Consider the following 24,264-nt stretch of genomic DNA (forward strand, 5'->3'; position numbering starts at 1 on the left):
GTGCCTCCGGCATGCCCGACCCACAGGAACGAACGGGGATCAACGTGATGAAACTCCGCCCGGGCCGACTGTCGGCCACGGCACCCGCACCCCGGCGCGCACCCCTGCCGCCCCAGGCCGGCGAGCCCGTCCTGGACCTGGCCGTACCGGTGTTCAACGAGGAGAAGGACCTGGAGCCGAACGTCCGGCGGCTGCACACACACCTGCGGGACACCTTCCCCTACCGGTTCCGGATCACCATCGCCGACAACGCCAGCACCGACGGCACCCCGCGCATCGCCGCCCGGCTCGCCGACGAACTGCCCGAGGTGGTCTCGCTGCGGCTTGCCCAGAAGGGCCGGGGCCGTGCGCTGCGTGCGGCCTGGTCGGGTTCGCGGGCGCCCGTGCTGGCGTACCTGGACGTGGATTTGTCCACCGGACTGGCCGCGCTGCTGCCGCTGGTCGCGCCGCTGATATCCGGCCACTCCGACCTGGCCATCGGCACCCGGCTCGCGCCCGGCGCGCGGGTGGTGCGCGGCCCCAAGCGCGAGGTCATCTCGCGCTGTTACAACGTCCTGCTGCGCTGCACGCTCGCGGTCGGCTTCACCGACGCGCAGTGCGGCTTCAAGGCGGTGCGCCGCGAGGTCGCCGAGCAGCTGCTGCCGCTGGTGCGGGACGGGGAGTGGTTCTTCGACACCGAGCTGCTGGTGCTGGCCGAGCGGGCGGGCCTGAGGATCCACGAGGTCCCGGTGGACTGGGTCGACGACCCCGACAGCAGCGTCGACATCGTCGCTACCGCGCTGGCCGACCTGCGCGGGATCGTACGGATGCGGCGAAGGCCGGCCCGCCGCGGCCCGGTGGCCCCATGACCATGGCGCTGCCCCGCACACACCCCCCTGAGGCACGGCCGGCGCCCGTCTCCCGGCTGCGGGCGGCCACCCGCCGGCACGGGGCGCCGCTCGCCCTGTTCGGCGCGCTGAAGCTGACCGGCTTCCTCTCCTTCCTGTACCTGCTGTCCTCGGCCGGGGACTACCGCACCAAGGACCCCCGGTTCGGCGGCGGGGCACACGCCTGGGATGTGCTGGGCACCTGGGACGGCTGGTGGTACCAGCAGATCGCCCTGCACGGCTACGACCCGAGGCTCGTCCCGGTCCCGGACGCCACCGGCCTGATCACGCTGGAGGGCAACTCGGCGGCGTTCTTCCCGCTGTACCCGGCCCTGATGCGGATGGTCATGGCCGTCACCGGCCTCGGTCCCTACGGCGCCGGCCTGCTGGTGTCGATCCTCGCCTCCTTCGCCGCCGCCCTCGGCGTCTACGCCGTCGCCGAGCGGTTCGGCGGGCGGCGGGCCGGGCTCGCGGCGGCCGGGTTGTGGGCGGTGTGGCCGGGCTCGGGCGTGGAGTGGGCGGTCTACTCCGACTCTCTCTACGTGGCCCTGGCCGCCTGGACCTGCCACGCCGTCATGACCCGCCGCTGGCTCACCGCCGGTGTCCTCGCGTTCACGGCCGGCCTCAACCGCCCCACGGCCGCCGCGCTCATCGCCGGGGTCGGCGTCGCCGCGCTCCTCTCCCTGCGCCGCCAGGAGGACGACAGCCTGCGCCCCCTGGCCGCGGCGGCCCTGGCCCCGCTCGGCCTGTTCGGCTACCTCCTGTGGGTCGGCAACCGCATGGGCGACCTGACCGGCTACTTCAGGCTCCAGTCGGGCGCCTGGGCGCACGAGTTCGACTACGGCGCACAGACCCTGGACGTGCTGACGTCCGTACCGGTGGGCCACTTCGGCGGCTACCTGTTCGCGTACCCCTTCGCGGACGTCATCGGCGTCGGTGTGGTCCTGCTCGCGTGCGCTCTGCTCCCCCTGCTCCTGAGGCTGCGGCCGCCGGCGGTGCTCGTCGTGCACACCGTTCTCACGCTCGCCCTGGTCCTCGGCAGCCAGCAGATCTTCGCGAACGTCTCCCGCTATCTGCTGCCCTGCTTCCCGCTGTTCCTGCCGCTCGCGGTCGCGATGCGCCGGCTGAGCCTGCCCCTGCAGTGCACCTTGCTCGGCATCGCGGCGCTGGCTTCGGGGTCGTACGCGGGGTATGTGTTGTTCGAGCTGGGGGTGCCGTGATCCGGCGCCCCCAGCCCGGCGGGGAGTGGAACGCTCAGCCCAGGCCGAGGCTGGACAGGGCGGTCGTCCAGTCGGTCATGATCGCGTTCTGTGCGTCGGTGAGACTGACGTCTCCGGCGCAGACGGCCTTCTTCAGCTTGTTCTCGACGGTGTCCTTGTTCGCGGACGTCTCGGTGCCGTAGTGCGGCTCGGGCCAGAGGTTCTCCGCGCTCCTCGGGGAGCCGCCGAGTTCGAGCGGGACGAAGTGGTCCTCCTCGTAGTCCGAGGGGTTGGTGTCGGAGTAGCCGTACTCGACGATCTGCTGCTTCTTCAGCGCGGTGGTGTAGGAACTGGGCGGCCGTACGGTCGCGGTCCAGCCGGAGACGCAGATGGTCGAGTCGATGGTGTCCTGGGTGACGTCGGGGTTGAGGGCCCCGGGCGTGCAGGCCGAGTCGGGCAGGGGGAGGTAGTCCTGGCTGCAACTGGCGGCGTGGGCCGTGCCGGTGGTGACGGTGAGGCCCGCGGCGGCGAGGGCGAGTGAGGAGAGGGCGGTCACCAGGGGCCGCGATATTCGGGACATGTGGGGGTCTCCCGGTGTGGTGCCCGGCAGAGGTTCCGGGCGGTCGTGGGCATGACAGCACCGGGATCATCTATGCGGGTAGACCCCTTTGCCCGACCGAGGGCTCCCTTGATTGAACGTTTATTCAAACGCGAACAGTGCGAGGCAAGGCCTTGACGGGGGCTTGACGTTGCGTCCGGCCAAGGGGCCTGGACGCGCACCGTAGTCGGCGTGATCGTTCGTCAACTACCCATCATAGACCGGGTGAACGCACGCTGAACGACGTCATCACACACCTACGCCAGGCTGTCCCGCCACGCCCTGTGCAGATCCGCGAAGCGGCCCGTGCCGCCGATCAGTTCGTCCGGGCGGCCGTCCTCCACGATCCGGCCGTGCTCCATCACCAGGACCCGGTCCGCGATCTCCACGGTCGACAGCCGGTGCGCGATCACCACGGCCGTACGGCCCCGCAGCACCGTCGACATCGCGCGCTGGACGGCCCGCTCGCCCGGGATGTCCAGGGAGCTGGTCGCCTCGTCGAGGATCAGTACGGCCGGGTCTGCGAGCAACGCGCGGGCGAACGCGACCAGTTGGCGCTGGCCGGCCGAGATGCGCCCGCCGCGTTTGCGGACGTCGGTGTCGTAGCCGTCGGGCAGGGCGCCGATGAACTCGTGCGCGCCGATCGCCTTCGCCGCCTGCTCGATCTCGGCACGGGTGGCGTCGGGCCGGCCGATGGCGATGTTGTCCGCGACCGTGCCGGAGAACAGGAACGCCTCCTGGGTCACCATGACCACCCCGCGCCGCAGTTCCGGCACGGACAGCTCGCGCAAGTCCACCCCGTCGAGGAGCACGCGGCCCTCGGAGGGGTCGTAGAAGCGGGCGAGGAGCTTGGCGAGCGTGGACTTGCCCGCGCCCGTGGCGCCGACCACGGCGACCGTCTGCCCGGCCGGGAGGGTCAGATCGAAACGGGGCAGCACCTCGCCGCCCGTACGGTAGCCGAACCGTACTCGGTCGAAGACGACCTCGCGGCCCGGGAAGTCGCCCTTCGGCGCCGGGAGTTCGCGCGGCTTTGCCGGCTCCGGCACGGACGGGGTCTGCGCCAGCAGCCCGGCGATCTTCTCCAGGGAGGCGGCGGCCGACTGGTAGGAGTTCAGGAACATGCCCAGCCGGTCGATCGGGTCGTACAGCCGGCGCAGATACAGCACGGCCGCGGCCAGCACGCCCAGCTCCAGCGAGCCGGACGCCACCCGGTAGGCACCCCACAGTACGATCCCCGCGACCGACGTGTTGGCCACCAGCCGGGAGCCGACCACATAGCGGGCCATCTCCAGCATGGCGTCGCCGTTCGTGCGCTCGTGGCGCGCGTTCAGCGCGGCGAACTCGGCGTCGTTCGCCGCCTCCCGGCGGAAGGCGCGCACCGGACGGATGCCGTTCATCGTCTCCACGAACTTCACGATCACCGCCGCGATCGCCGTGGACCGCACCCGGTACACCCGGCCCGCCCGCCGCTGGTAGAGCCGTACGAGCAGGTACAGCGGCACGAAGGAGGCCACCGCGACCGCGCCCAGGCCGAGGTCCAGCCACAGCAGCATCGCCGAGATGTAGACGAAGGACAGCACGACGGTCACCAGCTCCTGCAGGCCCTCGTCGAGCAGCTCGCGCAGCGACTCGACGTCCGTCGTGGAGCGGGAGATCAGCCTCCCCGAGGTGTAGCGCTCGTGGAAGTCGATGCTCAGCGCCTGTGCGTGCCGGAAGATCCGGCCGCGCAGGTCCAGCAGCACGTCCTGGCTGACCCGGGCGGAGGTCTCGATGAACGCGAACTGCAGCGCGCCGGACAGCAGCGCGCACAGCAGACAGCCGACGGCCACCGCGATCAGCGGGCCGTGCCGGTCGTCCCGGAACGCCGGTACGGCGGTGTCGATGGCGTACGCCACCAGCAGCGGGCCCATCTGTACCACCGCCTGCTGGAGCAGCAGCAGGAGGGTGGTCACGGCGGCCCGGGCCTTCAGGGGCGCGAGCAGGGAGCGCAGCAGGGCGGCCGTGGCGCCGGGCGGGGCGGGCAGCACGTCCCGGTCGAAGACGTCGCCGTCACGTGCGTGGCCTTCGCTGCGCGGGCCGGGGAGTTCGTCGTCCTCGGCGCTGGGAGTGGAGGCGGTCGTGGTGGTCAACGGGAGTCCTCCGTGTCTCCGGGGTCTCCGGGGTCTCCGGACATCAGATGCGCGTACTCGGCGTTGGTGCGCAGCAGTTCCTGGTGCGTGCCGACGGCGGTGATCCGGCCGCCCGAGAGCAGGGCGACCCGGTCGGCGAGCAGCACCGTGGAGGGGCGGTGGGCGACGATCAACGCGGTGGTGTCGGCGAGGACCTGCCGCAGTGCGGCCTCGACGGCGGCCTCCGTGTGCACGTCCAGGGCGGACAGCGGGTCGTCCAGCACCAGGAACTCCGGTCTGCCGACCACCGCGCGGGCCAGCGCGAGGCGCTGGCGCTGGCCGCCGGAGAGGCTGAGGCCCTGCTCGCCCACGCCGGTGTCCGTGCCCTGGGGAAGGGCGTGCGCGAAGCCGGCCTGCGCGACGTCGAGTGCCCGGTCGAGGTCCGCCTTTCCGGCGCCGGCCGCCGCCCCCATGAGGACGTTCTCGCCGACGCTCGCGGAGAAGAGGGTGGGTTCCTCGAAGGCGACGGCGACCATGGCGCGCAGCTCCTCGCGGGGCATCGCGGTGATGTCGACACCGTTGAGCGTGATCCGGCCCGAGGTGACCTCGTGCAGGCGGGGCACGAGCGCGGTCAGGGTGGTCTTCCCGCTGCCGGTGGCTCCGACCAGGGCCATGGATTCGCCGGGGCGGATGTGCAGGTCGATGTGCTGGAGGAGGGGCGGGGAGTCAGGGGGTGCGTCGGGATAGCGGAACTGGACACTGTCGAACCGCAGTCCGGTGCCGGTACCGACCGGGCGCGGGGTCCCCCGCCCGAGCCCGCGGGATACCACTGCGCCCACCCGCGCCACCCCAGCGGCACGATTGCCCACGGCGGCGACGGATGGTTCGGTGCCTCCCGCAACGGCACGCTCGCCCGCGGCCATGGCGGGCGCTGCCGGAGCGGGCCCCACACCTGAAGCACCGCTGCCCGCACCGGCGACGGAACGCTCGGGCTCCGCCACACAAGCACACCCGCCCGCAGCCACGGCGGGCACTGCCGGCACGCGCGCCGCGCCCCGGACACTGCTGTCCGCAGCTCCGGCGGGCCGGCCGGCCGCTGCCACAACGGCACCCTCGCCCACAGCCATGGCGGGCGCCGCCGCGGCGGGCTCCGCACCTGACAGACTGCCGCCCGCAGCTACGGCGGACCGTTCGGCCTCCGCCGCACAGGCACACCCGCCCGCAACCACGTCGGCCGCAGCCGGGCCGCGCGCCGCGCCCGGGACACTACTGCCCGCAGCTCCGGCGGGCCGGCCGGCCGCTGCCACAGCGGCACCCTCGCCCGCAACCACGTCAGCCGCAGCCGGGACGGGCCCCGTGCCTGACACACCGCCGCCCGCACCGGCAGCGGACCGTTCAGCCGCCGCCGCACAAGCACACCCGCCCACAGCCACGTCGGCCGCAACCCGGGCGGGCCCCGTGCCTGAAGCACCGCCGCCCGCACCGGCAGCGGACCGTTCAGCCGCCGCCGCACAGGCACACCCGCCCGCAACCACGTCGGCCGCAGCCGGGCCGCGCGCCGCGCCCGGGACACTACTGCCCGCAGCTCCGGCGGGCCGGCCGGCCGCTGCCACAGCGGCACCCTCGCCCGCAACCACGTCAGCCGCAGCCGGGACGGGCCCCGTGCCTGACACACCGCTGACCGCAGCCACCCCATGGTCAGTTCCATGCACGGCGGGTCGGCCGGTCGCTGGACTGTCCTCCCGTGCCTCGTCCAGTACCTCGAAGTACCGTTCCGTGGCCGTCGCCGCTTCCTGGCTCATCGCCAGGAGGAAGCCGATGGAGTCCACCGGCCACCGCAGGGCAAGTGCCGTGCTCAGGAAGGCGACCAGGGTGCCGGCCGACAGTCCGCCGTCGGCGACCCGGACCGCGCCCAGCACCAGCGCCGCCCCGATGGCCAGCTCGGGCAGGGTCACGATGACGCCCCAGATCGTGGCGAGCAGCCGGGCTTTGCGCAGTTCGGTGCCGCGCAGGGTGACCGTCAGTTCGCGGAATGCCCGCGCCTGGCTGCGGTGCCGGCCGAAACCCTTGATGATGCGGATGCCGAGCACGCTCTCCTCGACCACCGTCGTCAGGTCACCGACCTGGTCCTGGGCGCGCCGCGCCACCTCGGCGTACCGCCGTTCGAAGATGGCGCACGTCCACATCACGGGGATCGCCGGAGCGAGGATGACCAGCCCCAGCGCCCAGTCCTGCAGCAGCATGATGACCACGCCGACCAGGATCGTGACCCCGTTGACCAGCAGGAACGTCAACGGGAAGGCGAGGAACATGCGCAGCAGCATCAGGTCGGTCGTACCCCGGGACAGCAGCTGGCCCGAGGCCCAGCGGTCGTGGAAGGCGACGGGCAGCCGCTGCAGATTGCCGTAGAGACTCGCCCGCATCTCCGCCTCGACGTGCGAGAGCGGACGGGCGACCAGCCAGCGCCGTATGCCGAACAGGACCGCCTCGGCGATCCCGAGGAGGAGCAAATAGAGCGCGCCGAGCCAGACGCCGGCCGGGTCACGGTCGGCTACCGGCCCGTCCACGATCCACTTCAGGACGAGCGGGATCACCAGCCCGGTGCAGGAGGCCACGATCGCGACGAACGCGGCCGTGAACAGCCGTACCCGCACGGGGCGGACGTACGGCCACAGCCGCAGCAGGGTACGTACGGCGGAACGGTCCTCGGTGGTTGCACGTGTCGTGGGCATCATCGCGAGCGTACGGATCGGCACTGACATCGCCCACTGGGTTTCGGCCGGACCCCGGTGCTCCGTCGGTCACGGGACCTGGGAGTCGTAGCCCGGCGTCAACCGATCGGACGATGTCGCTTCGAGCGGGCCGGCCGATGTGCCGGGCCCCGCCCGACCGGGATTCTCAAGACATGCCTTCCGTCATCGAAGTCACCGATCTGCGCAAGTCGTACGGCGGCCGGGCCGTCGTCGACGGGGTCTCCTTCGCCGTCGAGGAGGGCGAGGTCTTCGGGATCCTCGGCCCGAACGGCGCCGGCAAGACCACCACCGTGGAGTGCGTCGAGGGGCTGCGGGTCCCCGACGGCGGCCGGATCCGGGTCGCCGGGCTCGACCCCGTCGCCGATCACGACGAGGTCGCCAGGATCCTCGGCGCCCAGCTCCAGCAGAGCGAGCTGCAGCCCAAGTTGACCGTGCGCGAGGCGCTGGAGCTGTACGCGTCCTTCTACCCGGACGCGGCCGACTGGCGGCCGCTCGCCGAACGCCTCGGTCTCGTCCCGAAGCTCGGCACCCGGTTCGCCAAACTGTCCGGCGGGCAGCAGCAGCGGCTGTTCATCGCGCTGGCCCTGGTCGGCAACCCGCGCCTCGTCGTGCTGGACGAGCTGACCACCGGCCTCGACCCGCGCGCCCGCCGCGACACCTGGCAGCTGATCGAGGACGTCCGCGCGAGCGGCGTCACCGTGCTGCTCGTCACCCACTTCATGGAGGAGGCGCAGCGGCTCTGCGACCGGATCGCGGTGATCGACAAGGGGCGGGTGGCCGCCCTGGACACCCCGGCCGGGCTGATCCGCCGGTCGGCGGGCGCCACCGTCATCAGCTTCACCCCGTCGGCCCCGCTGGACGACCACGACCTCGCCGCGCTCCCGGCCATCGCCTCCATCGAGCGCAAGGACGGCCGGATCACGCTCTCCGGCACCGACGAGACCGTGAACGCGGTGATCACCCTGCTCGCCCGGCACCGCGTCACCGCCCATCAGCTGCGCGTCCTCGACGCCACCCTCGACGACGCGTTCCTGGACCTGACCGACGACCGGACCAAGGAGGCCGCGGCATGAACACCGCCGTCCTGCGCACCGAGTTCCGACTGTTCCGCCGCGAACCCGGCGCCGTCTTCTGGATCTTCCTGTTCCCGACGCTGCTCCTGGTGATCCTCGGCTCGATCCCGTCGTTCCGGGAGGCCGACAAGTCCCTGGGCGGGCTGCGGCCGATCGACGTCTACGTCCCCGTCACCGTCCTGATCGCCCTGATCATGTCCGGGGTGCAGTCGCTGCCGCAGGTCCTGACCGGCCACCGGGAGCGGGGCATCCTGCGCCGGATGCGGCTCACCCCCGTACGGCCCTCCGCGCTGCTGTCCGCGCAGATGGTCGTGCAGGGCACGGTGGCGCTGGCCTCGGCGCTGCTCGCGCTGGTCGTCGGCCGGCTCGCCTTCGACGTGAAGCTGCCCGAGCAGCCGGCCGGGTATCTGCTGGCCCTGCTGCTCGCGACCGGGTCGGCCCTCGCCCTCGGCTCCGTCGTCTCGGCGCTGTCCCGCACCACGAAGGTCGCGAGCGCGATCGGCTCGGCGGTGTTCTTCCCGATGATGTTCTGCGCGGGTGTGTGGCTGCCGGTGCAGCAGATGCCGCACACGCTGGCACGTGTGGTGCAGCTGACCCCGTTCGGCGCGGCGGCCCGCGCCCTGGGCGAGGCGGCGGCCGGGCACTGGCCCGGCTGGGGGCACCTGGGCGTGCTCGCGGCCTGGACGGTGCTGCTGACGGCGGGGGCGGCCCGCTGGTTCCGCTGGGAGTGAGCGGGCCGTGCCCGACACTGGTGGGATGACGACCGCCGCGCAACCGCAGATCCGGGCCCGCTTCGGCACGTGGGGGCCCTGGGCACTGCTGGTCGCCGGTACCCTCGCGGCGGCCCTCTCCGCCCGCCCGGTCGGCATGCACCGGCACGAGATGGCTCAGTCGGCGGTGCTGGTGGCCGCGGCCGCCGCGCTGCAGGGGTACTGGGCGAGGATGAAGCGGAGACGGCCGGATCCGAGCTGGACGGGTGTCTGCCTCTACGTCCTGCGCTGGGCCATCGGTTTCGTGCTGGCCTGGCTCAACCCGTTCTTCGCGTTCTACGCCGTGATCGGCTACTACACCGCCGCCATCGACCTGCCCCGCCGTCTGGTGCTGCCCGGTCTCTTCCTGACCGCCATCACCATGGCCGGCGGCCAGGTGGGCGGCTGGCCACCGCACGGGCCGGTGCAGTGGCTCGGCTTCTTCCTCGTCCTGGCCGTCAACATGGGCTTGGTCAGCCTGTTCACCCGGTACGCCCAGCAGGAACAGGCCCGCGCCGTGGTCCAGGCCGACACCATCGCCGAACTGGAGCGCACCAACACGGCGTTGCAGCAGGCCCTGGACGAGAACGCCGCCCTCCACGCCCAACTCCTCCTCCAGGCACGGGAGGCGGGCGTCGCCGACGAGCGCCGCCGGCTCGCCGCCGAGATCCACGACACCATCGCCCAGGGCCTGACCGGGATCATCGCCCAGCTCCAGGTCGTCGCCAACGCCCCCGACCTGAACACCGCCCGCACCCACCTGGAGCGCGCCTCGGCGCTCGCCCGGCACAGCCTCGGCGAGGCCCGCCGCTCGGTGCACAACCTGGCACCGGTCGCCCTCGCCGCCGACGGACTGCCGGAGGCGCTGAAGAAGACGGTCACCGAATGGGGCGAACGCAACGGCGTACGGGCCGAGTTCACGGTCACCGGCACCACCGAGCAGCTGCACGACGAGATCTCGGCGACCCTGCTGCGCATCGCCCAGGAGGCCCTGTCCAACGCGGCCCGGCACGCCCGCCCGGCCCGCGTCGGCGTCACCCTGTCCTTCATGGGCGACGAGGTCACGCTGGACATCCGCGACGACGGCACCGGCTTCGACCCGGCCGCCGTACCGCGGCGCACCCGCGGCGGCGGCTTCGGCCTGGACGGCATGCGGGCCCGCGCCGAACGCATCGCGGGCTCCCTCACGGTGGAGTCGGAGCCGGGACACGGCACGGCGGTGTCGGCTCGCGTACCGTTGGTCCGCGATGACCGCTGAAACCCTCATCTCCCTGCTGATCGTCGACGACCACCCGGTCGTCCGCGACGGCCTGCGCGGCATGTTCGAGTCCGCGCCCGGCTTCCGGGTGCTCGGGGAGGCCGCGAACGGTGTCGAGGCGGTCGCCCGGGCCGCGGCCCTGGACCCGGACGTGATCCTGATGGACCTGCGGATGCCGGGCGGCTCGGGCGTCGACGCGATCCGCGAGCTGACCCGCCGGGGCGCCCGCGCCAAGGTGCTGGTGCTGACCACGTACGACACCGACTCCGACACCCTGCCCGCGATCGAGGCGGGCGCGACCGGCTACCTCCTCAAGGACGCCCCGCGCGACGAGTTGTTCACCGCCGTCCGGGCCGCCGCCGAGGGCCGTACGGTCCTCTCCCCGGCCGTCGCCTCCCGTCTGGTCCACGCGGTCCGCACCCCCCGGCAGCCCGGCGCCGAGCCGCTGTCCGCCCGCGAGCGCGAGGTGCTGGTCCTGGTCGCCAGGGGCACATCGAACCGCGAGATCGCCCGCGAGCTGTTCATCAGCGAGGCAACGGTCAAGACCCACCTCACCCACCTGTACGCCAAACTCGGCGTCAGCGACCGGGCGGCGGCGGTGGCGGCGGGGTACGACCGGGGGATCCTCGGCGAGGGCTAGGACGACCCCGCTTTTATTGGCTGGAGCCGCCGTCCCCACCCCCGATAAGTTCGGCGTTTGCCGGCGGGGCGAGCCGATCGGGGGATGGATGATCGACGCGTACGAGGATCCGGGCACGCCCGACACGCGCGGCGGCTGGTGGTATCTGTGGTGGCTGGTGCTGCGGCAGCGGGGCCGGTCGGCGGCCGGGGCGGCGCTGGGCAGTGTGTGGATGGTGCTGCTGGCCGCGCAGCCGTATCTGATGGCGCGGGCCGTGGACGACGGTCTGGTGCCGGGGCGGCTGGGGGTGCTGGCCGGGTGGACCGGCGTGATGTTCGTGCTCGGGTCGGTGAACGCCTGGCTGAGCATCATGCGGCACCGCACGATGACCCGGGTGCGGATGGATGCCAACTTCCGCACGGTGAAGGTGGTCGTGGGGCATGTGGTGCGGCTCGGGGCGACGCTGCCGCGCCGGGCGGGGACCGGTGAGGTGGTGACGATCGGCGTCGGCGATGTGCAGACCATCGCACAGGCGCTGACCGTGGTCGGTCCGGGTGTCGGCTCGGCCGTGGTCTATGTGCTGGTGGCCGGGCTGCTGCTGACGGTCTCGATCCCGCTGGCCGCCGTCGTAACTCTCGGTCTGCCGGTGATCGCGCTGGTCACCGGGCCGCTCACGCTGCGGCTGCAGGGCGCGGAGAGCGCGTACCGGGAGCGGCAGGGCGTGCTCGCCGCGCGCATCGGCGACCTCGCGGGCGGGCTGCGCGTCCTCAACGGCCTGGGCGGCAAGGGGCTGTTCGCGGACGCCTTCCGGAAGGACTCGCAGCGGCTGCGGGCGCAGGGCTACCGGGTGGGCGCGGTGGCCAGCTGGGTACAGGCGCTCGGCGTGGGCCTGCCCACCCTGTTCCTGTCCGTGGTGACCTGGCTCGCCGCCCGGCTCGCGGCCCAGGGATCCATCAGCATCGGCGAGTTGGTGTCGGTGTACGGCTATGTCGCCGTACTGATCGGGCCGGTGGCGTTCCTGGTGCAGATGACCTACGACCTGAACCGGGGCGTGGTGGCCGCGCGACGGGTGGTACGGCTGCTGCGGCTGGAGCCGGAACCGGACGAGGGCACGCTGCCGGCCCCCGAAGGGCCCGCCGAGCTGCACGATCCGGCGTCCGGGGTGCGCGTGGTGCCGGGCCGGCTGACCGCGCTGGCCGCCGCCCGGCCCGCCGAGGCCACCGCCGTGGTCGACCGGCTCGGCCGCTTCGGGCCGACCGACGTCACCTGGGGCGGGGTGCGGCTGGACGCGGTCCCGCTGGCGGACGTGCGCGGGCGGATCCTGGTCGCGGACAACGAGGCCGACCTGTTCGCCGGGCCGCTGCGGGACGTCGTGGCCGCCGGTCGCCCCGCCGCCGAGGCGGCGCTGGGCCGGGCGCTGTACGCGGCGGCCGCCGAGGACGTCGTACGCGGGCTGCCGGACGGGCCGGACTCGACGGTGGCCGGGCAGGGCCGCAGCCTCTCGGGCGGTCAGCGCCAACGGGTGCGGCTGGTACGGGCGTTGCTCGCCGACCCCGAGGTGCTGCTCGCGGTCGAGCCGACCTCGGCGCTGGACGCGCACACGGAGGCGACGGTCGCGCGGCGGCTGCGCGAGGCGCGGGAGGGCCGTACGACGGTGGTGACGTCGACCTCGCCGCTGGTGCTGGACCGCGCGGACACGGTCCTGTTCCTGGTCGACGGCAAGGTCGCGGCGAGCGGCCCGCACCGGCGGCTGCTCGCGCAGGAGCCGGGCTATCGGGCACTCGTGGCCCGCGACACGGAAGGGGCCGTACGGTGACGACGGGCGAGGGACTGCCACCGGTCGCGGACGGGGGCCGGGTGCGACGGGCCGTGCCGCGGCCGGTACGGGACGACGGGCGGGCGTTCGGCCGGAAGGCGATGACGGAGAACGCCGGGGAGGTCGTACGGTGACGGCGGCCGAAGGACTACTGCCGGTCGCCGACCGGACTCAAGTACGGCGAGCCGTGCTGCGGCTGGTGCGCGCCGACGGTCGGGCGTTCGCCGTCACGCTGCTGCTGAACGCGCTGGCGGCGGGGGCGGGGCTGGTCGGGCCGTGGCTGGTCGGGCGGATCGTCGACGGTGTGCGGGCGGGGCAGGGGGCCGGCGCGATGGACCGGCTCGCGCCGTGGATCCTGGTGTGCGCGCTGGCGCAGCTGCTGCTGGCCCGCTGGGCGCGGTATGTCGGCTACCGGTTCGGTGAGCGGACGCTGGCCACGGTGCGCGAGGAGTACGTCGAACGGGCGCTGGCGCTGCCCGCGTCGGTGGTGGAGCGGGCCGGCGCCGGCGACCTGACCGCGCGCGGCACGGCGGACGTGTCCGTCGTCGGCACCACACTGCGCGACGTCGGCCCGGAGCTGCTGGTGTGCATGGTGCAGGCGCTGTTCGTGCTGGTCGCGGTGTTCGCGCTCGATCCGCTGCTCGGGGCGTTCGGGCTGCTCGGGCTGACCCCGATCTGGCTGTCGCTGCGCTGGTATCTGCGACGGGCCCGGGACGGCTATCTCGCCGAGGGCGCGGCCACGTCCGAGGTCGCGGAGATCGTCGCTGCCACGGCGGCCGGGGCGCGGACCGTCGAGGCGTTCGGGCTGCGGGAGCGGCGGATCGCGGCGAGCCGGGACGCACTGGAGGAGGCCCGCCGCACCCGCTTCTACACGTTGTTCCTGCGGACGGTCTTCTTCCCGGCGGTCGAGGTGACGTACACCGTGCCCGTGGCGGGCGTGCTGCTCCTCGGCGGCTGGCTGCACCAGCGGGGCGCGGTCGGGATCGGCGCGGTGGTGGCCGCGGCACTGTATCTACGGCAGTTCACCGAGCCGCTGGACCAGATCCTGATGCGCGTGGAGCAACTCCAGAGCAGCAGCGCGTCGTTCGCCCGAGTGGAGGGGCTGGCACAGGCCCCGCGGGGGGATGCTGCGGGGATGGCGCGGGCGGGGCACGGGGGTACGGCGGGGCCGACGCCGGCGCGGCGCGAGGAGACCCCGTCGCGAGCGCCCCGCCCCGAGGCCGCCGCCGGCTCCCCCGTCCCGGCCGACGACCGCATCGACGTGCGTGGCGTCCGGTACACCTACGAGCGCGGCGGCGAGGTGCTGCGCGGTGTGGATCTGACCGTACGGCCCGGGGAGCGGCTCGCCGTGGTGGGGCCCTCCGGTGCCGGGAAGACGACGCTGAGCCGGCTGCTCGCGGGCATCGACCGGCCCGGCACCGGCACGGTGACGGTGGGCGGGGTGCCGGTCGCCGATCTGGCGCCGGAGCTGCTGCGCCGCCAGGTGGTCCTGGTCACCCAGGAGCACCATGTGTTCCTCGGCACGGTCCGCGACAACCTGCTGATCGCCGAGCCGGAGGCCACGGACGCCGACCTGTGGGCGGCGCTCGCGGCGGTCGGGGCCGACGACTGGGTCCGTGATCTGCCGGACGGCCTCGACACCCGGCTCGGCGAGGGCGGCCGGTCCACCGACGGCTCCCAGGCCCAGCAACTCGCCCTGGCCCGTGTGGTACTGGCGGACCCGCACACCCTGATCCTCGACGAGGCCACCGCCCTGCTGGACCCCACCACGGCCCGGCACACCGAACGCGCCCTCGGCGCGGTCCTGGAGGGCCGTACGGTCATCGCCATCGCCCACCGCCTGCACACCGCCCACGACGCCGACCGCGTGGCGGTCATGGAGGACGGCCTCCTGACCGAACTGGGCACGCACGAGGACCTGGTGACGGCCGACGGCGCCTACGCCGCCCTGTGGCGGACCTGGCACGGGGACACGACCGAGCACTCCGGCTCCCCGCTGCGGGAGGGGACTTCGTGATCTACGACGTCCTCCTCTCACGCCCGCTGTCCACGGACGCCCTCACGGAGACCCTCGCGCGATGCCTGGGCGTGCGGCCGGCGGACGTGGACGTCGCCGACGAGCACACCGACCAGGAGCTGCGCGACTGGGACGCGCTCGTGCTCTGCGACACGGAGGCGGTCACCGGGGACGTGTCGTCGATACTGAGCATCTACGTCCAGGAATCCGTGCAACCGCAGCTGCCGGAGGCCGAGTTCTCCGCCGCCTTCGCGCGCGCGGCGGATGTCGTGGTGCTCTACCCGAGCGAGTCACCGAGACCCAGCGCCTACTGGCTGGCGGCCCCGGAGGGAGTCGTCGCACGGGCCCGCCTGTACGGCCCCGACGACGAAGTCCCCCACTACCGGATCGACGCGGTCGAGGCCCCGGTCGCCCAGCTCCCCGGGACCCGCGTCACCCGCATCCCCGAGGCGGTACGCGACCTGGAGATCGCGACGCCACTCGCGGACCAATTCACCGTGTACGCCCGGAGGTTGCCAGCCGAGCAGGCCGACGTCACCGGGACACCCCTGTGGCCCGCACGCACCAGCCTGGGCGCCTGGGAAATGCTCGTCCGGCATCTGGCGGACGACTGGGCTCCCTCCGGCTGGTGTCCCGCCGAGCTGTACCGCGAGCGCCTGGAGTGCCGCGACGAGCTGGAGGAGCTCGGCCCGCGGCTGCACCCGGCAGGCCGGGCACGCCTGCACGAGGCGCTGGCCGGGCTGGACGTCCTGTTCACCGCACATACCGTCGACGCCCCCGGCATCCTCCGCCCGATTCCGGACAACGGCATCCGCGCGCACGGCTGGTGGTGGGACCGCCTGCCGGATCCCCTGCCCTGGTAACCGATCCGCATATCGAACATGAACATCCGGTCAACGGACCATTTCCGGCCAACTTTGTGACGCGCTCCTGACAGGCGCGCTGATCGCCTGTCACTCTTCCCAAGCCGACTCACAGCAACCCCACAGTTCGTCTGCTCCTCGTGAGCCGGCCTGCACGTGGTTCCGCGTAACGACCTGTTCTGCCCGGACGCCCCAACCCACCGTCCGGTCTCCCCTGGCCGCGCGACCCGCGGTCACGCAGAAGGAGTCAGTGTTGAGAAGCGCATCCTCTCGCAGACGCACCTCCCACACCTCGCACCGCCGCACCGCCACCGTCGCCCTCGCCGGCGTCGCCGCCCTGATCGCCGCCGCCGTCCAGTCGGGCGCGGCCAGCGCCGCACCGGCGAAGCCCCGGACCGACGCGATCAACAAGGCCCACGTGGCCGTGAAGCTCACACCCTCGCAGCGCGCCGAGCTGATACGCCACGCCGACGCGGGCAAGGCCGCCACCGCCCGTTCCCTGGGCCTCGGCACCAAGGAGAAGCTGGTCGTCAAGGACGTCGTCAAGGACGCCGACGGCACCCTGCACACCCGCTACGAGCGCACCTACGCCGGCCTTCCGGTGCTCGGCGGCGACCTGGTCGTGGACAGCAACACGTCCGGCAAGACCATGGACGTCATCAAGGCCACCGGCGCCACCCTGAAGGTCGCCGGCCTCACCCCGGCCGTGTCGCAGGCCGCGGCGGAGAAGCAGGCCGTACAGCGGGCCAAGGCCCGTGGCGGGACCAGGTCCGCCGCGAGCAGCATCCGCAAGGTCGTCTGGGCCGGCTCCGGCAAGCCCGTCCTGGCGTACGAGACAGTCGTCGGCGGTCTGCAGGACGACGGCACCCCGAACCAGCTGCACGTCATCACCGACGCCGCCACCGGCAAGAGGCTCTTCGAGTATCAGGGCATCGAGACCGGCGTCGGCAACACCCAGTACAGCGGCCAGGTGAACCTGACGACGACCCACTCGGGTTCGACGTACACGCTGACCGACGGGGCGCGCGGCGGGCACAAGACGTACAACCTCAACCACGGCACCTCGGGCACCGGCACCCTGTTCTCGCAGAGCAACGACACCTGGGGCAACGGCACCACGTCGAACGCCGCGACCGCGGGCGCCGACGCGCACTACGGCGCACAGGAGACCTGGGACTTCTACAAGAACACGTTCGGCCGCAGCGGCATCAAGAACGACGGCGTCGGCGCCTACTCCCGCGTCCACTACGGCAGTTCGTACGTGAACGCCTTCTGGGACGACGGCTGCTTCTGCATGACCTACGGCGACGGGTCCGGCAACAACGACCCGCTGACCTCGCTCGACGTGGCCGGCCACGAGATGAGCCACGGCGTCACCTCCAACACCGCGGGCCTGGACTACAGCGACGAGTCCGGCGGCCTGAACGAGGCCACCAGCGACATCATGGGCACCGGCGTGGAGTTCTACGCCAACAACAGCAAGGACGTCGGTGACTACCTCATCGGCGAGAAGATCAACATCAACGGCGACGGCACCCCGCTGCGCTACATGGACAAGCCCAGCAAGGACGGCAGTTCGGCCGACTCCTGGTACTCGGGCGTGGGCGGCCTCGACGTGCACTACTCCTCGGGTGTCGCCAACCACTTCTTCTACCTCCTGTCGGAGGGCAGCGGCGCCAAGGTGATCAACGGCGTCAGCTACGACTCGCCGACGGCGGACGGGCTTCCCGTCACCGGCATCGGCCGGGACAAGGCGCTGCAGATCTGGTACCGGGCGCTGACCACCAAGTTCACCTCCACGACCGACTACGCGGGCGCCCGTACCGGCACCCTCGCGGCGGCCGGTGAGCTGTACGGCACCTCCAGCACCGAGTACAAGGCGGTGCAGGACGCCTGGGCGGCCGTGGCGGTCGGTTCGCGCTCCGGCGGCGGCGACGGCGGCGGTTCGACGTACGAGAGCAATGTCCAGGTGGCCATCCCGGACAACGGACCCGCCGTCACCTCGGACATCACGGTCTCCGGCAGGAGCGGAAACGCGCCGGGCAACCTACAGGTGAGCGTGGACATCACGCACACCTGGCGGGGTGACCTGGTGATCGATCTCGTCGGCCCGTCGGGCACCGCGTACCGCCTGAAGGACTTCAGTTCCTCGGACTCGGCGCACAACGTGAAGCAGACCTACACGGTCAACGCCTCCGCCGAACCGGCCAACGGGACCTGGAAGTTGCGGGTACAGGATCAGGCCACCTACGACACCGGAACGATCAACGGCTGGAAGCTGACATTCCCGTAAACGGGTCGCCAAAAGCCCGGGAACTGGGCGCCGTCCGAGGGTCCCACACCCTCGGGCGGCACCGGTTAACACACCCGAAACGTTTCTCGGACACTCAGCTTTCGGCCAACATCACTTCAGGGTCATGACATGTACGCGCCCCTGATGTCACTCTTCCCTCACCCGCCGCAGACCTTCATCCCATCGTTCCGGCCAGTAACCCCACGCTGACCGGACTCCCCACACGAAGGAGCTTGCGTGAGCCCCCGCTACACGCGTCACCAGCGCGCCACTCTGGCCATCGCCACCGCCGTCGCCGCCGGAGCCCTCATCTCCACCGGTCTGGCCAGCACCGCGACCGCCGCCGGCAAGAGCAGCGCGCCCCTCAGCGCCGCCCCGACCGCGCTGTCCGCCGCCGCCCGCACCTCCCTGATACAGCAGGCGCAGGCCGGCGCCGCGCAGACCGCGCAGCAGCTGGGCCTCGGCGCCAAGGAGAAGCTGGTCGTCAAGGACGTCGTCAGAGACGCCGACGGCACCGTCCACACCCGCTACGAGCGCACCTACGCGGGCCTGCCGGTGCTCGGCGGCGACCTCGTCGTCCACACCGCCAAGTCCGGCAAGACCAAGGGCGTCACCAAGGCGACCAAGGCGGCCATCAAGGTGGCCTCGCTCAAGCCGCAGATCACCGCCGCCAAGGCGGAGCAGCAGGCGGTCGGCGCCGCCAAGACCCTCGGCTCCGCCAAGTCCACCGCGGACGGCGCCCGCAAGGTGATCTGGGCCGGCTCCGGCAAGCCCGTCCTCGCCTACGAGACCGTCGTCGGCGGCCTCCAGGACGACGGCACCCCCAACCAGCTGCACGTCATCACCGACGCCGCCACCGGCAAGAAGCTCTTCGCGTACCAGGGCATCGAGAACGCGACCGGCACCGGCAAGACGCTGTACTCCGGCACGGTCAGCCTCACCACCACCCAGTCGGGCTCGTCGTACAACCTGACCGACGCCTCCCGGGGCGGTCACAAGACCTACAACCTCGCCCGCAAGACGTCCGGCAAGGGCACCCTGGTCAGCAACTCGACCAACACCTTCGGCACGGGCACCGCCTCCACCTCCTCCAGCGACCAGACGGCCGCCGCGGACGCCGCCTACGGCGCGCAGGAGACCTGGGACTTCTACAAGAGCACGTTCGGCCGCAGCGGCATCAAGAACGACGGCGTCGGCGCCTACTCCCGCGTCCACTACGGCAGCAACTACGTCAACGCCTTCTGGGACGACAGCTGCTTCTGCATGACCTACGGCGACGGGTCGGGCAACAAGGACCCGCTGACCTCGCTGGACGTGGCCGGCCACGAGATGAGCCACGGCGTCACCGCGAACACGGCGGGCCTGGACTACTCGGGTGAGTCCGGCGGCCTGAACGAGGCCACCAGCGACATCATGGGCACCGGCGTGGAGTTCTTCGCCAACAACTCGTCCGACAAGGGTGACTACCTCATCGGCGAGAAGATCAACATCAACGGCGACGGCACCCCGCTGCGCTACATGGACAAGCCCAGCAAGGACGGCAGCTCCGCCGACTCCTGGTCCTCCTCCGTCGGCGACCTGGACGTCCACTACTCGTCCGGCGTGGCGAACCACTTCTTCTACCTCCTGTCGGAGGGCAGCGGCGCCAAGGTGATCAACGGGGTTTCGTACAACTCCCCGACCTCCAACGGCTCCACGGTCACCGGCATCGGCCGGGACAAGGCGCTGCAGGTCTGGTACAAGGCGCTGACGACGTACTTCACGTCGACCACCGACTACGCGGGCGCCCGCTCGGGCACTCTGCAGGCGGCGGCGGACCTGTACGGCTCCGGCAGCACCGAGTACAAGGCGGTGGCCGCGGCCTGGTCGGCGGTCAACGTCAGCTGAGGTCGCACGGCTGAGGCACGCACGGCTGAGATCGCATGGCCGAGGTCACACGTTTGAGGCCACACGTTTGAGGACGGGCGGCACCCGGGCGGAAAACGCCCCGGGTGCCGCCCTACCCTTGTGACCCATGTCCTCGGCGCCTTTCACCTACGAGCCGGTCGGCTCGACCCGCGACGACCTGACCTACTGCCCGCCCGGCTTCCACCCCCTCCTCGTCCGCACCCGCCTCGGCGAGGGCCACAAGGTCTTCCAACGGGCTTCCGAGGCGGTTCTCAGCTGGGAGATGCACCGAGCCGTGGGCGTGGGCATCGACTCGGCGGCCGACCGCGCGTCCCCCGGCACGGACGTCGCGGTCACCCTGGCGGGCTTGCTGAAAGCCCCCTGCCGCATCATCTGGACGACGGAGGAACCCCGCCGGGTGGGCTGGGCGTACGGCACCCTGGAGGGTCACCCCGAGTGCGGCGAGGAGGCCTTCATGGTCGACCGCACGGGCGACGGCACGGTCTGGCTGACGGTCGCGGCCTTCAGCAAGCCGGCCAAGTGGTACGCGAAGGCGGGCGGCCCGGCGACCCGGGGGCTGCAGCACGCGTACGCCCGACGGTGCGGGGCGGTGCTGCGCAAGCTGTGCGCCGAGTTCGACGAGGCCTGAGCCGCGGTCCGCCATGAGCGCCACTGAACCCACCCGCACCGGACAGGCACCGATGACTTCTCCCCTCCGCGCGTCCACACCGAGCAGCCGCCGCCTCCCCTTGCTCGTCCCCCTGTTGACCGCCCTCTCGGCCGGCCTGCTGGCCGCCCACCTGGCCTGGAGTACCGACACCTTCCAGAACTGCCACTACCTGGGCCCGTCGACACGCATGTACGTCACCGCATGGACGGGCCTCGCCTGCGCCCTGGGCGCCCTGCTGCTGTTCGCCACCCTGCCCCGCACCGAACGGCGGGGACCGGCCCTGGTGTCGGCCGTCCTGGCCACGCCGCTCACGCTCCTGCTGCTCATGACGGTCTACTGGCTGTACGCCCCGGACCCGTCCGGCGGGGACGACTGCGCCGGACTGCACCTGATCGTGCCATAGAGCCTTATGCGGTCACGTGCTCACTCCGCGGTGAACAACTCCGTCGCGTCCGTGGCGTGTACGGCTCGCTGGGCCCAGACCTCCAGCTGGTCCAGGTCCGTGCAGGCCAGCACGCGCTCGCGGACGGAGTCGGACACAGAGACGCCGCGCCATTCCAGGATGCGCAGGGTCCGGTGCAACGCCTCATGCGACGAGCCGACCATCAGCTCTCCCTTCCATCGCGGTGATCAACGAGCTACGCCGCCACAAGTTCGCACCACACGAATTTCCCCCCGCCCCCGAACCGCGCCGTCGGCTGCCACCCCCAGTACTCCCGTGCCGTCCAAGGACCCGGCCGCCGGCACCCTCGCCGTCCCGGCCGGGTCCTTCGACCTCTTCGTCGAGGGTCTCAAGAGGACGCCGTAGCGCGGCCCGCGGCAGCCGCTAGCGCAACAACACCCCCGCCCCCTCCACCCCCTCCTCCGAAGGCACGGCCACCAGCCCCAGTTCCGCGGCGGAGGCCAGCAGGCGGTGGCTCGGGAGGATGCGGACCGTGTAGCCGTAGGGGCCGGTGCGGTCGAGGGCCAGCGGGCCCTCGTACAGCAGGCGGCCCTCCAGGTCCGGGGCACCGGTCGGCTTCAGCGGGACCACCGTCGCATCCGTGATGCGGTCCTCCGCGTCCACCCGGCCCGATACCGCCTGGACCTCCACGTCGTCCGGGGTGAGCGAGCCGAGGGCCACCCGGACCCGCAGGCCCACCGTCGAGCCCAGTTCCGCCGTGGCCGTCGTCGCGGTCGTCTCCACGTGGTCCACGCTCACCCCGGGCCAGGCCGCCCGCACCCGGGCCTTCCAGGCGGCCAGGTCGCTCGCCGTGTCCGGGGTCAGTGCGCGGTGTGCCTGGGCGGCGGGGACGTAGAGGCGGTCGACGTACTCGCGGACCATGCGGCCGGCCAGCACCTTGGGGCCGAGCAGGGTGAGGGTCTGGCGGACCATCTGGATCCAGCGGTCGGGGAGCCCTCCCCTGCCGTGCTCGTAGAAGCGGGGCGTGATCCGCTGCTCCAGCAGGTCGTACAGCGCCGCCGCTTCGATGTCGTCACGGCGGTCGGCGTCCGTGGCCGCGCCGTCCGCCGTCGGGATGGCCCAGCCGAAGTCCGGCTGGAACCATTCGTCCCACCAGCCGTCCAGGACGGAGAGATTGAGACAGCCGTTCAGGGCCGCCTTCATGCCCGAGGTGCCACACGCCTCCAGGGGGCGCAAGGGGTTGTTCAGCCAGACGTCGCAGCCGGGGTAGAGCTTCTGCGCCATCGCCATGCCGTAGTCGGGGAGGAAGACGATGCGGTGGCGGACCCGGGGATCGTCGGCGAAGCGGACCAGTTCCTGGACCAGGCGCTTGCCGCTGTCGTCCGCCGGGTGCGCCTTGCCCGCGACGACGATCTGGATCGGGTGGTCCGGGTGCAGCAGCAGCTCCATCAGGCGGTCGCGGTCGCGCAGCATCAGGGTCAGGCGCTTGTACGACGGGACCCTGCGCGCGAAGCCGATCGTCAGGACGTCCGGGTCCAGGACCCCGTCGATCCAGCCCAACTCGGCGTCTCCGCAGCCGCGTTGCCGCCACGACGCCCGCAGCCGCTCCCGCACCTCCAGCACCAGCTGTTCGCGCAGGGTGCGGCGCAGCTCCCAGATCTCCTGGTCGTCGATCTCCGCGACCGAGTCCCAGCGTTCGGAGCCGCCGACGGTCAGCGCGTCCTCGGCCCGCTCGGAGCCGACCTGACGGGCACCCAGGCGCAGGACTTCCGGGGCCACCCAGGTCGGGGCGTGCACCCCATTGGTCACCGAGGTGATCGGCACCTCCTCGGGGTCGAATCCCGGCCACAGGCCCGCGAACATCTCCCGGCTGACCTGACCGTGCAGCAGCGACACCCCGTTGGCCCGCTGGGCCAGCCTGAGCCCCATCACGGCCATGTTGAACAGGTTGGGCTCGCCGCCCGGGTACGTCTCCATCCCCAGGGTCAGGACACGCTGCACATCGATGCCGGGGAGCTCCGCGTCCGCCCCGAAGTGCCGGGCGACCAGTTCCCGGTCGAAGCGGTCGATGCCGGCCGGGACGGGGGTGTGGGTGGTGAAGACCGTGCCGGCGCGCACCGCCTCCAGGGACGACTCGAAATCGAGGCCCCGCTCGCACAGTTCGGCGATCCGCTCCAGACCGAGGAAACCGGCGTGGCCTTCGTTGGTGTGGAACACCTCCGGCTCCGGGTGCCCGGTGAGCCGGCAGTACGTCCGCACCGCCCGCACACCCCCTATCCCGAGCAGCATCTCCTGCAACAGCCGGTGCTCGCTGCCGCCGCCGTAGAGCCGGTCGGTCACCCCGCGTTCGCCGAGGTCGTTCTCCTCCACGTCCGAGTCCAGGAGCAGCAGCGGCACCCTGCCGACCTGGGCCAGCCAGATCCGGGCGTGCAGGGCCTTGCCGCCGGGCAGCGCGAGGGAGACCTGCGCCAGGGCGCCGTCGGCCTCCTTCAGCCGGGTGAGGGGCAGCTCGTTGGGGTCGAGCACCGGGTAGTGCTCCTGCTGCCAGCCGTCGCGGGACAGGGTCTGCCGGAAGTAGCCGTGCCGGTACAGCAACCCGACCCCGATCAGGGGTACGCCGAGATCGCTGGCCGCCTTCAGATGGTCCCCTGCCAGGATGCCGAGGCCGCCCGAGTACTGGGGCAGCGCGGCCGTGATGCCGAACTCCGGGGAGAAGTAGGCGACGGCGGCGGGCAGGCCGTCGGCCTGGGTCTGGTACCAGCGGTCGCCGGTCAGATAGTCGTCCAGGTCGTCGGCGGCCGCGGTGAGACGGCGCAGAAAGCGCCGGTCGCCCGCCAGTTCGGCCAGCCGGGCCGGTCGCACCCGGCCCAGTATCCGCACCGGGTCGCCCCCGGCTGCGGCCCAGGCCTCGGGGTCGACGGACTGGAACAGATCGCGCGTTTCCGCATGCCAGGACCAGCGCAGATTGCGCGCCAGGTCGCTCAGCGGCCGGAGGGGTTCGGGGAGAACGGGACGGACGGTGAACCGACGGATCGCCTTCACATGCCACCTCGGGCGCGTCACGGGGTGAGACGCACGGCGCTGTACGTCTC

Annotated in this window: 19 protein-coding genes and 1 pseudogene; 15 read left to right on the top strand and 5 right to left on the bottom strand. The window is 72.2% G+C overall.

Features of this window, described 5'->3' with window-relative positions; genetic code table 11:
* Positions 1-47: 47 nt before the first annotated feature.
* Both BFF78_RS13845 and BFF78_RS13850 read left to right on the top strand, forming a co-directional pair.
* Positions 48-827, top strand: a pseudogene (locus tag BFF78_RS13845) (dolichyl-phosphate beta-glucosyltransferase); the annotation flags it as partial.
* Between the two features lie 17 nt (positions 828-844).
* Entirely contained in the window at positions 845-2,086 is a 1,242-nt protein-coding gene (locus BFF78_RS13850; protein ID WP_069778618.1) for a glycosyltransferase family 39 protein, read from the top strand.
* Between the two features lie 34 nt (positions 2,087-2,120).
* Here the strand turns inward: BFF78_RS13850 and BFF78_RS13855 are convergent, their stop codons facing one another.
* From BFF78_RS13855 to BFF78_RS48235, 3 genes are all read right to left on the bottom strand, one after another.
* Positions 2,121-2,645, bottom strand: coding sequence for a hypothetical protein (locus tag BFF78_RS13855; protein ID WP_069778619.1), 525 nt, complete (start codon positions 2,643-2,645; stop codon positions 2,121-2,123).
* A gap of 275 nt (positions 2,646-2,920) precedes the next feature.
* On the bottom strand, positions 2,921-4,792 hold the full coding sequence (locus tag BFF78_RS13860) for an ABC transporter ATP-binding protein (protein WP_069778620.1): 1,872 nt from the start codon (positions 4,790-4,792) through the stop codon (positions 2,921-2,923).
* The gene (locus BFF78_RS48235) at positions 4,789-7,503 is read right to left on the bottom strand and encodes an ABC transporter transmembrane domain-containing protein (protein WP_079161810.1); all 2,715 of its coding nucleotides are present in this window, start codon (positions 7,501-7,503) and stop codon (positions 4,789-4,791) included. Before BFF78_RS48235 ends, BFF78_RS13860 begins: the two co-directional genes overlap by 4 nt.
* Before the next feature lie 173 nt (positions 7,504-7,676).
* Between BFF78_RS48235 and BFF78_RS13875 the strand changes: the two genes are divergently transcribed.
* The 12 genes from BFF78_RS13875 (at position 7,677) to BFF78_RS13925 (ending at position 21,172) form a co-directional block, all read left to right on the top strand.
* The gene (locus tag BFF78_RS13875) at positions 7,677-8,597 is read left to right on the top strand and encodes an ABC transporter ATP-binding protein (RefSeq protein ID WP_069778621.1); all 921 of its coding nucleotides are present in this window, start codon (positions 7,677-7,679) and stop codon (positions 8,595-8,597) included.
* Positions 8,594-9,328, top strand: a complete 735-nt coding sequence (locus tag BFF78_RS13880; RefSeq protein WP_069778622.1) for an ABC transporter permease — start codon at positions 8,594-8,596, stop codon at positions 9,326-9,328. The genes BFF78_RS13875 and BFF78_RS13880 overlap by 4 nt, the downstream gene beginning before the upstream one ends.
* Positions 9,329-9,353: 25 nt before the next feature.
* On the top strand, positions 9,354-10,604 hold the full coding sequence (locus tag BFF78_RS13885; protein ID WP_069778623.1) for a sensor histidine kinase: 1,251 nt from the start codon (positions 9,354-9,356) through the stop codon (positions 10,602-10,604).
* Positions 10,594-11,244 (top strand): response regulator, encoded by a 651-nt coding sequence (locus BFF78_RS13890; protein ID WP_069778624.1) that lies wholly within the window; start codon positions 10,594-10,596, stop codon positions 11,242-11,244. Before BFF78_RS13885 ends, BFF78_RS13890 begins: the two co-directional genes overlap by 11 nt.
* Before the next feature lie 88 nt (positions 11,245-11,332).
* Positions 11,333-13,039 carry an ABC transporter transmembrane domain-containing protein gene (locus BFF78_RS13895; RefSeq protein ID WP_069778625.1) on the top strand — a complete coding sequence of 569 codons (1,707 nt, stop codon included), beginning with the start codon at positions 11,333-11,335 and terminating at the stop codon, positions 13,037-13,039.
* Positions 13,036-13,173 (top strand): hypothetical protein, encoded by a 138-nt coding sequence (locus BFF78_RS46175; RefSeq protein WP_159033002.1) that lies wholly within the window; start codon positions 13,036-13,038, stop codon positions 13,171-13,173. The genes BFF78_RS13895 and BFF78_RS46175 overlap by 4 nt, the downstream gene beginning before the upstream one ends.
* On the top strand, positions 13,170-15,056 hold the full coding sequence (locus BFF78_RS13900) for an ABC transporter ATP-binding protein (protein ID WP_069778626.1): 1,887 nt from the start codon (positions 13,170-13,172) through the stop codon (positions 15,054-15,056). Before BFF78_RS46175 ends, BFF78_RS13900 begins: the two co-directional genes overlap by 4 nt.
* The gene (locus BFF78_RS13905) at positions 15,053-15,919 is read left to right on the top strand and encodes a hypothetical protein (RefSeq protein WP_069778627.1); all 867 of its coding nucleotides are present in this window, start codon (positions 15,053-15,055) and stop codon (positions 15,917-15,919) included. The genes BFF78_RS13900 and BFF78_RS13905 overlap by 4 nt, the downstream gene beginning before the upstream one ends.
* A gap of 253 nt (positions 15,920-16,172) precedes the next feature.
* A complete protein-coding gene (locus tag BFF78_RS13910) occupies positions 16,173-18,212 on the top strand; it encodes a M4 family metallopeptidase (RefSeq protein ID WP_069778628.1) in 2,040 nt (679 codons plus the stop codon).
* 237 nt (positions 18,213-18,449) lie between these two features.
* Positions 18,450-20,099 (top strand): M4 family metallopeptidase, encoded by a 1,650-nt coding sequence (locus BFF78_RS13915; RefSeq protein WP_069778629.1) that lies wholly within the window; start codon positions 18,450-18,452, stop codon positions 20,097-20,099.
* A 127-nt stretch (positions 20,100-20,226) separates the two neighbouring features.
* The gene (locus BFF78_RS13920; RefSeq protein WP_069778630.1) at positions 20,227-20,748 is read left to right on the top strand and encodes a DUF1990 family protein; all 522 of its coding nucleotides are present in this window, start codon (positions 20,227-20,229) and stop codon (positions 20,746-20,748) included.
* Between the two features lie 52 nt (positions 20,749-20,800).
* Positions 20,801-21,172 carry a hypothetical protein gene (locus BFF78_RS13925; RefSeq protein ID WP_159033003.1) on the top strand — a complete coding sequence of 124 codons (372 nt, stop codon included), beginning with the start codon at positions 20,801-20,803 and terminating at the stop codon, positions 21,170-21,172.
* A gap of 20 nt (positions 21,173-21,192) precedes the next feature.
* Here the strand turns inward: BFF78_RS13925 and BFF78_RS13930 are convergent, their stop codons facing one another.
* A complete protein-coding gene (locus BFF78_RS13930) occupies positions 21,193-21,375 on the bottom strand; it encodes a hypothetical protein (RefSeq protein ID WP_069778632.1) in 183 nt (60 codons plus the stop codon).
* Between the two features lie 112 nt (positions 21,376-21,487).
* Here BFF78_RS13930 and BFF78_RS49345 point away from each other — a divergent pair, with 112 nt between their 5' ends.
* Entirely contained in the window at positions 21,488-21,577 is a 90-nt protein-coding gene (locus BFF78_RS49345; protein ID WP_165289362.1) for a DUF397 domain-containing protein, read from the top strand.
* Between the two features lie 18 nt (positions 21,578-21,595).
* On the opposite strand, the gene BFF78_RS13935 is transcribed toward BFF78_RS49345, so the two are convergent.
* Positions 21,596-24,214: a glycosyltransferase family 1 protein gene (locus tag BFF78_RS13935; protein ID WP_069778633.1), complete on the bottom strand. Its 2,619-nt coding sequence runs from the start codon at positions 24,212-24,214 to the stop codon at positions 21,596-21,598.
* Between the last annotated feature and the right edge of the window lie 50 nt (positions 24,215-24,264).

Source organism: Streptomyces fodineus, from assembly GCF_001735805.1.
In the GTDB taxonomy this organism is placed as follows: Bacteria; Actinomycetota; Actinomycetes; order Streptomycetales; family Streptomycetaceae; genus Streptomyces; species Streptomyces fodineus.

What these genes read in the sequence shown, in the direction of transcription:
- BFF78_RS13850 (WP_069778618.1), top strand. Translation starts at nt 845, where the DNA reads ATGACCATGGCGCTGCCCCGCACACACCCCCCTGAGGCACGGCCGGCG.
- BFF78_RS13855 (WP_069778619.1), bottom strand. Translation starts at nt 2,645, where the DNA reads ATGTCCCGAATATCGCGGCCCCTGGTGACCGCCCTCTCCTCACTCGCC.
- BFF78_RS48235 (WP_079161810.1), bottom strand. Translation starts at nt 7,503, where the DNA reads ATGCCCACGACACGTGCAACCACCGAGGACCGTTCCGCCGTACGTACC.
- BFF78_RS13875 (WP_069778621.1), top strand. Translation starts at nt 7,677, where the DNA reads ATGCCTTCCGTCATCGAAGTCACCGATCTGCGCAAGTCGTACGGCGGC.
- BFF78_RS13880 (WP_069778622.1), top strand. Translation starts at nt 8,594, where the DNA reads ATGAACACCGCCGTCCTGCGCACCGAGTTCCGACTGTTCCGCCGCGAA.
- BFF78_RS13885 (WP_069778623.1), top strand. Translation starts at nt 9,354, where the DNA reads ATGACGACCGCCGCGCAACCGCAGATCCGGGCCCGCTTCGGCACGTGG.
- BFF78_RS13890 (WP_069778624.1), top strand. Translation starts at nt 10,594, where the DNA reads ATGACCGCTGAAACCCTCATCTCCCTGCTGATCGTCGACGACCACCCG.
- BFF78_RS13895 (WP_069778625.1), top strand. Translation starts at nt 11,333, where the DNA reads ATGATCGACGCGTACGAGGATCCGGGCACGCCCGACACGCGCGGCGGC.
- BFF78_RS13920 (WP_069778630.1), top strand. Translation starts at nt 20,227, where the DNA reads ATGTCCTCGGCGCCTTTCACCTACGAGCCGGTCGGCTCGACCCGCGAC.
- BFF78_RS13925 (WP_159033003.1), top strand. Translation starts at nt 20,801, where the DNA reads ATGACTTCTCCCCTCCGCGCGTCCACACCGAGCAGCCGCCGCCTCCCC.
- BFF78_RS13930 (WP_069778632.1), bottom strand. Translation starts at nt 21,375, where the DNA reads ATGGTCGGCTCGTCGCATGAGGCGTTGCACCGGACCCTGCGCATCCTG.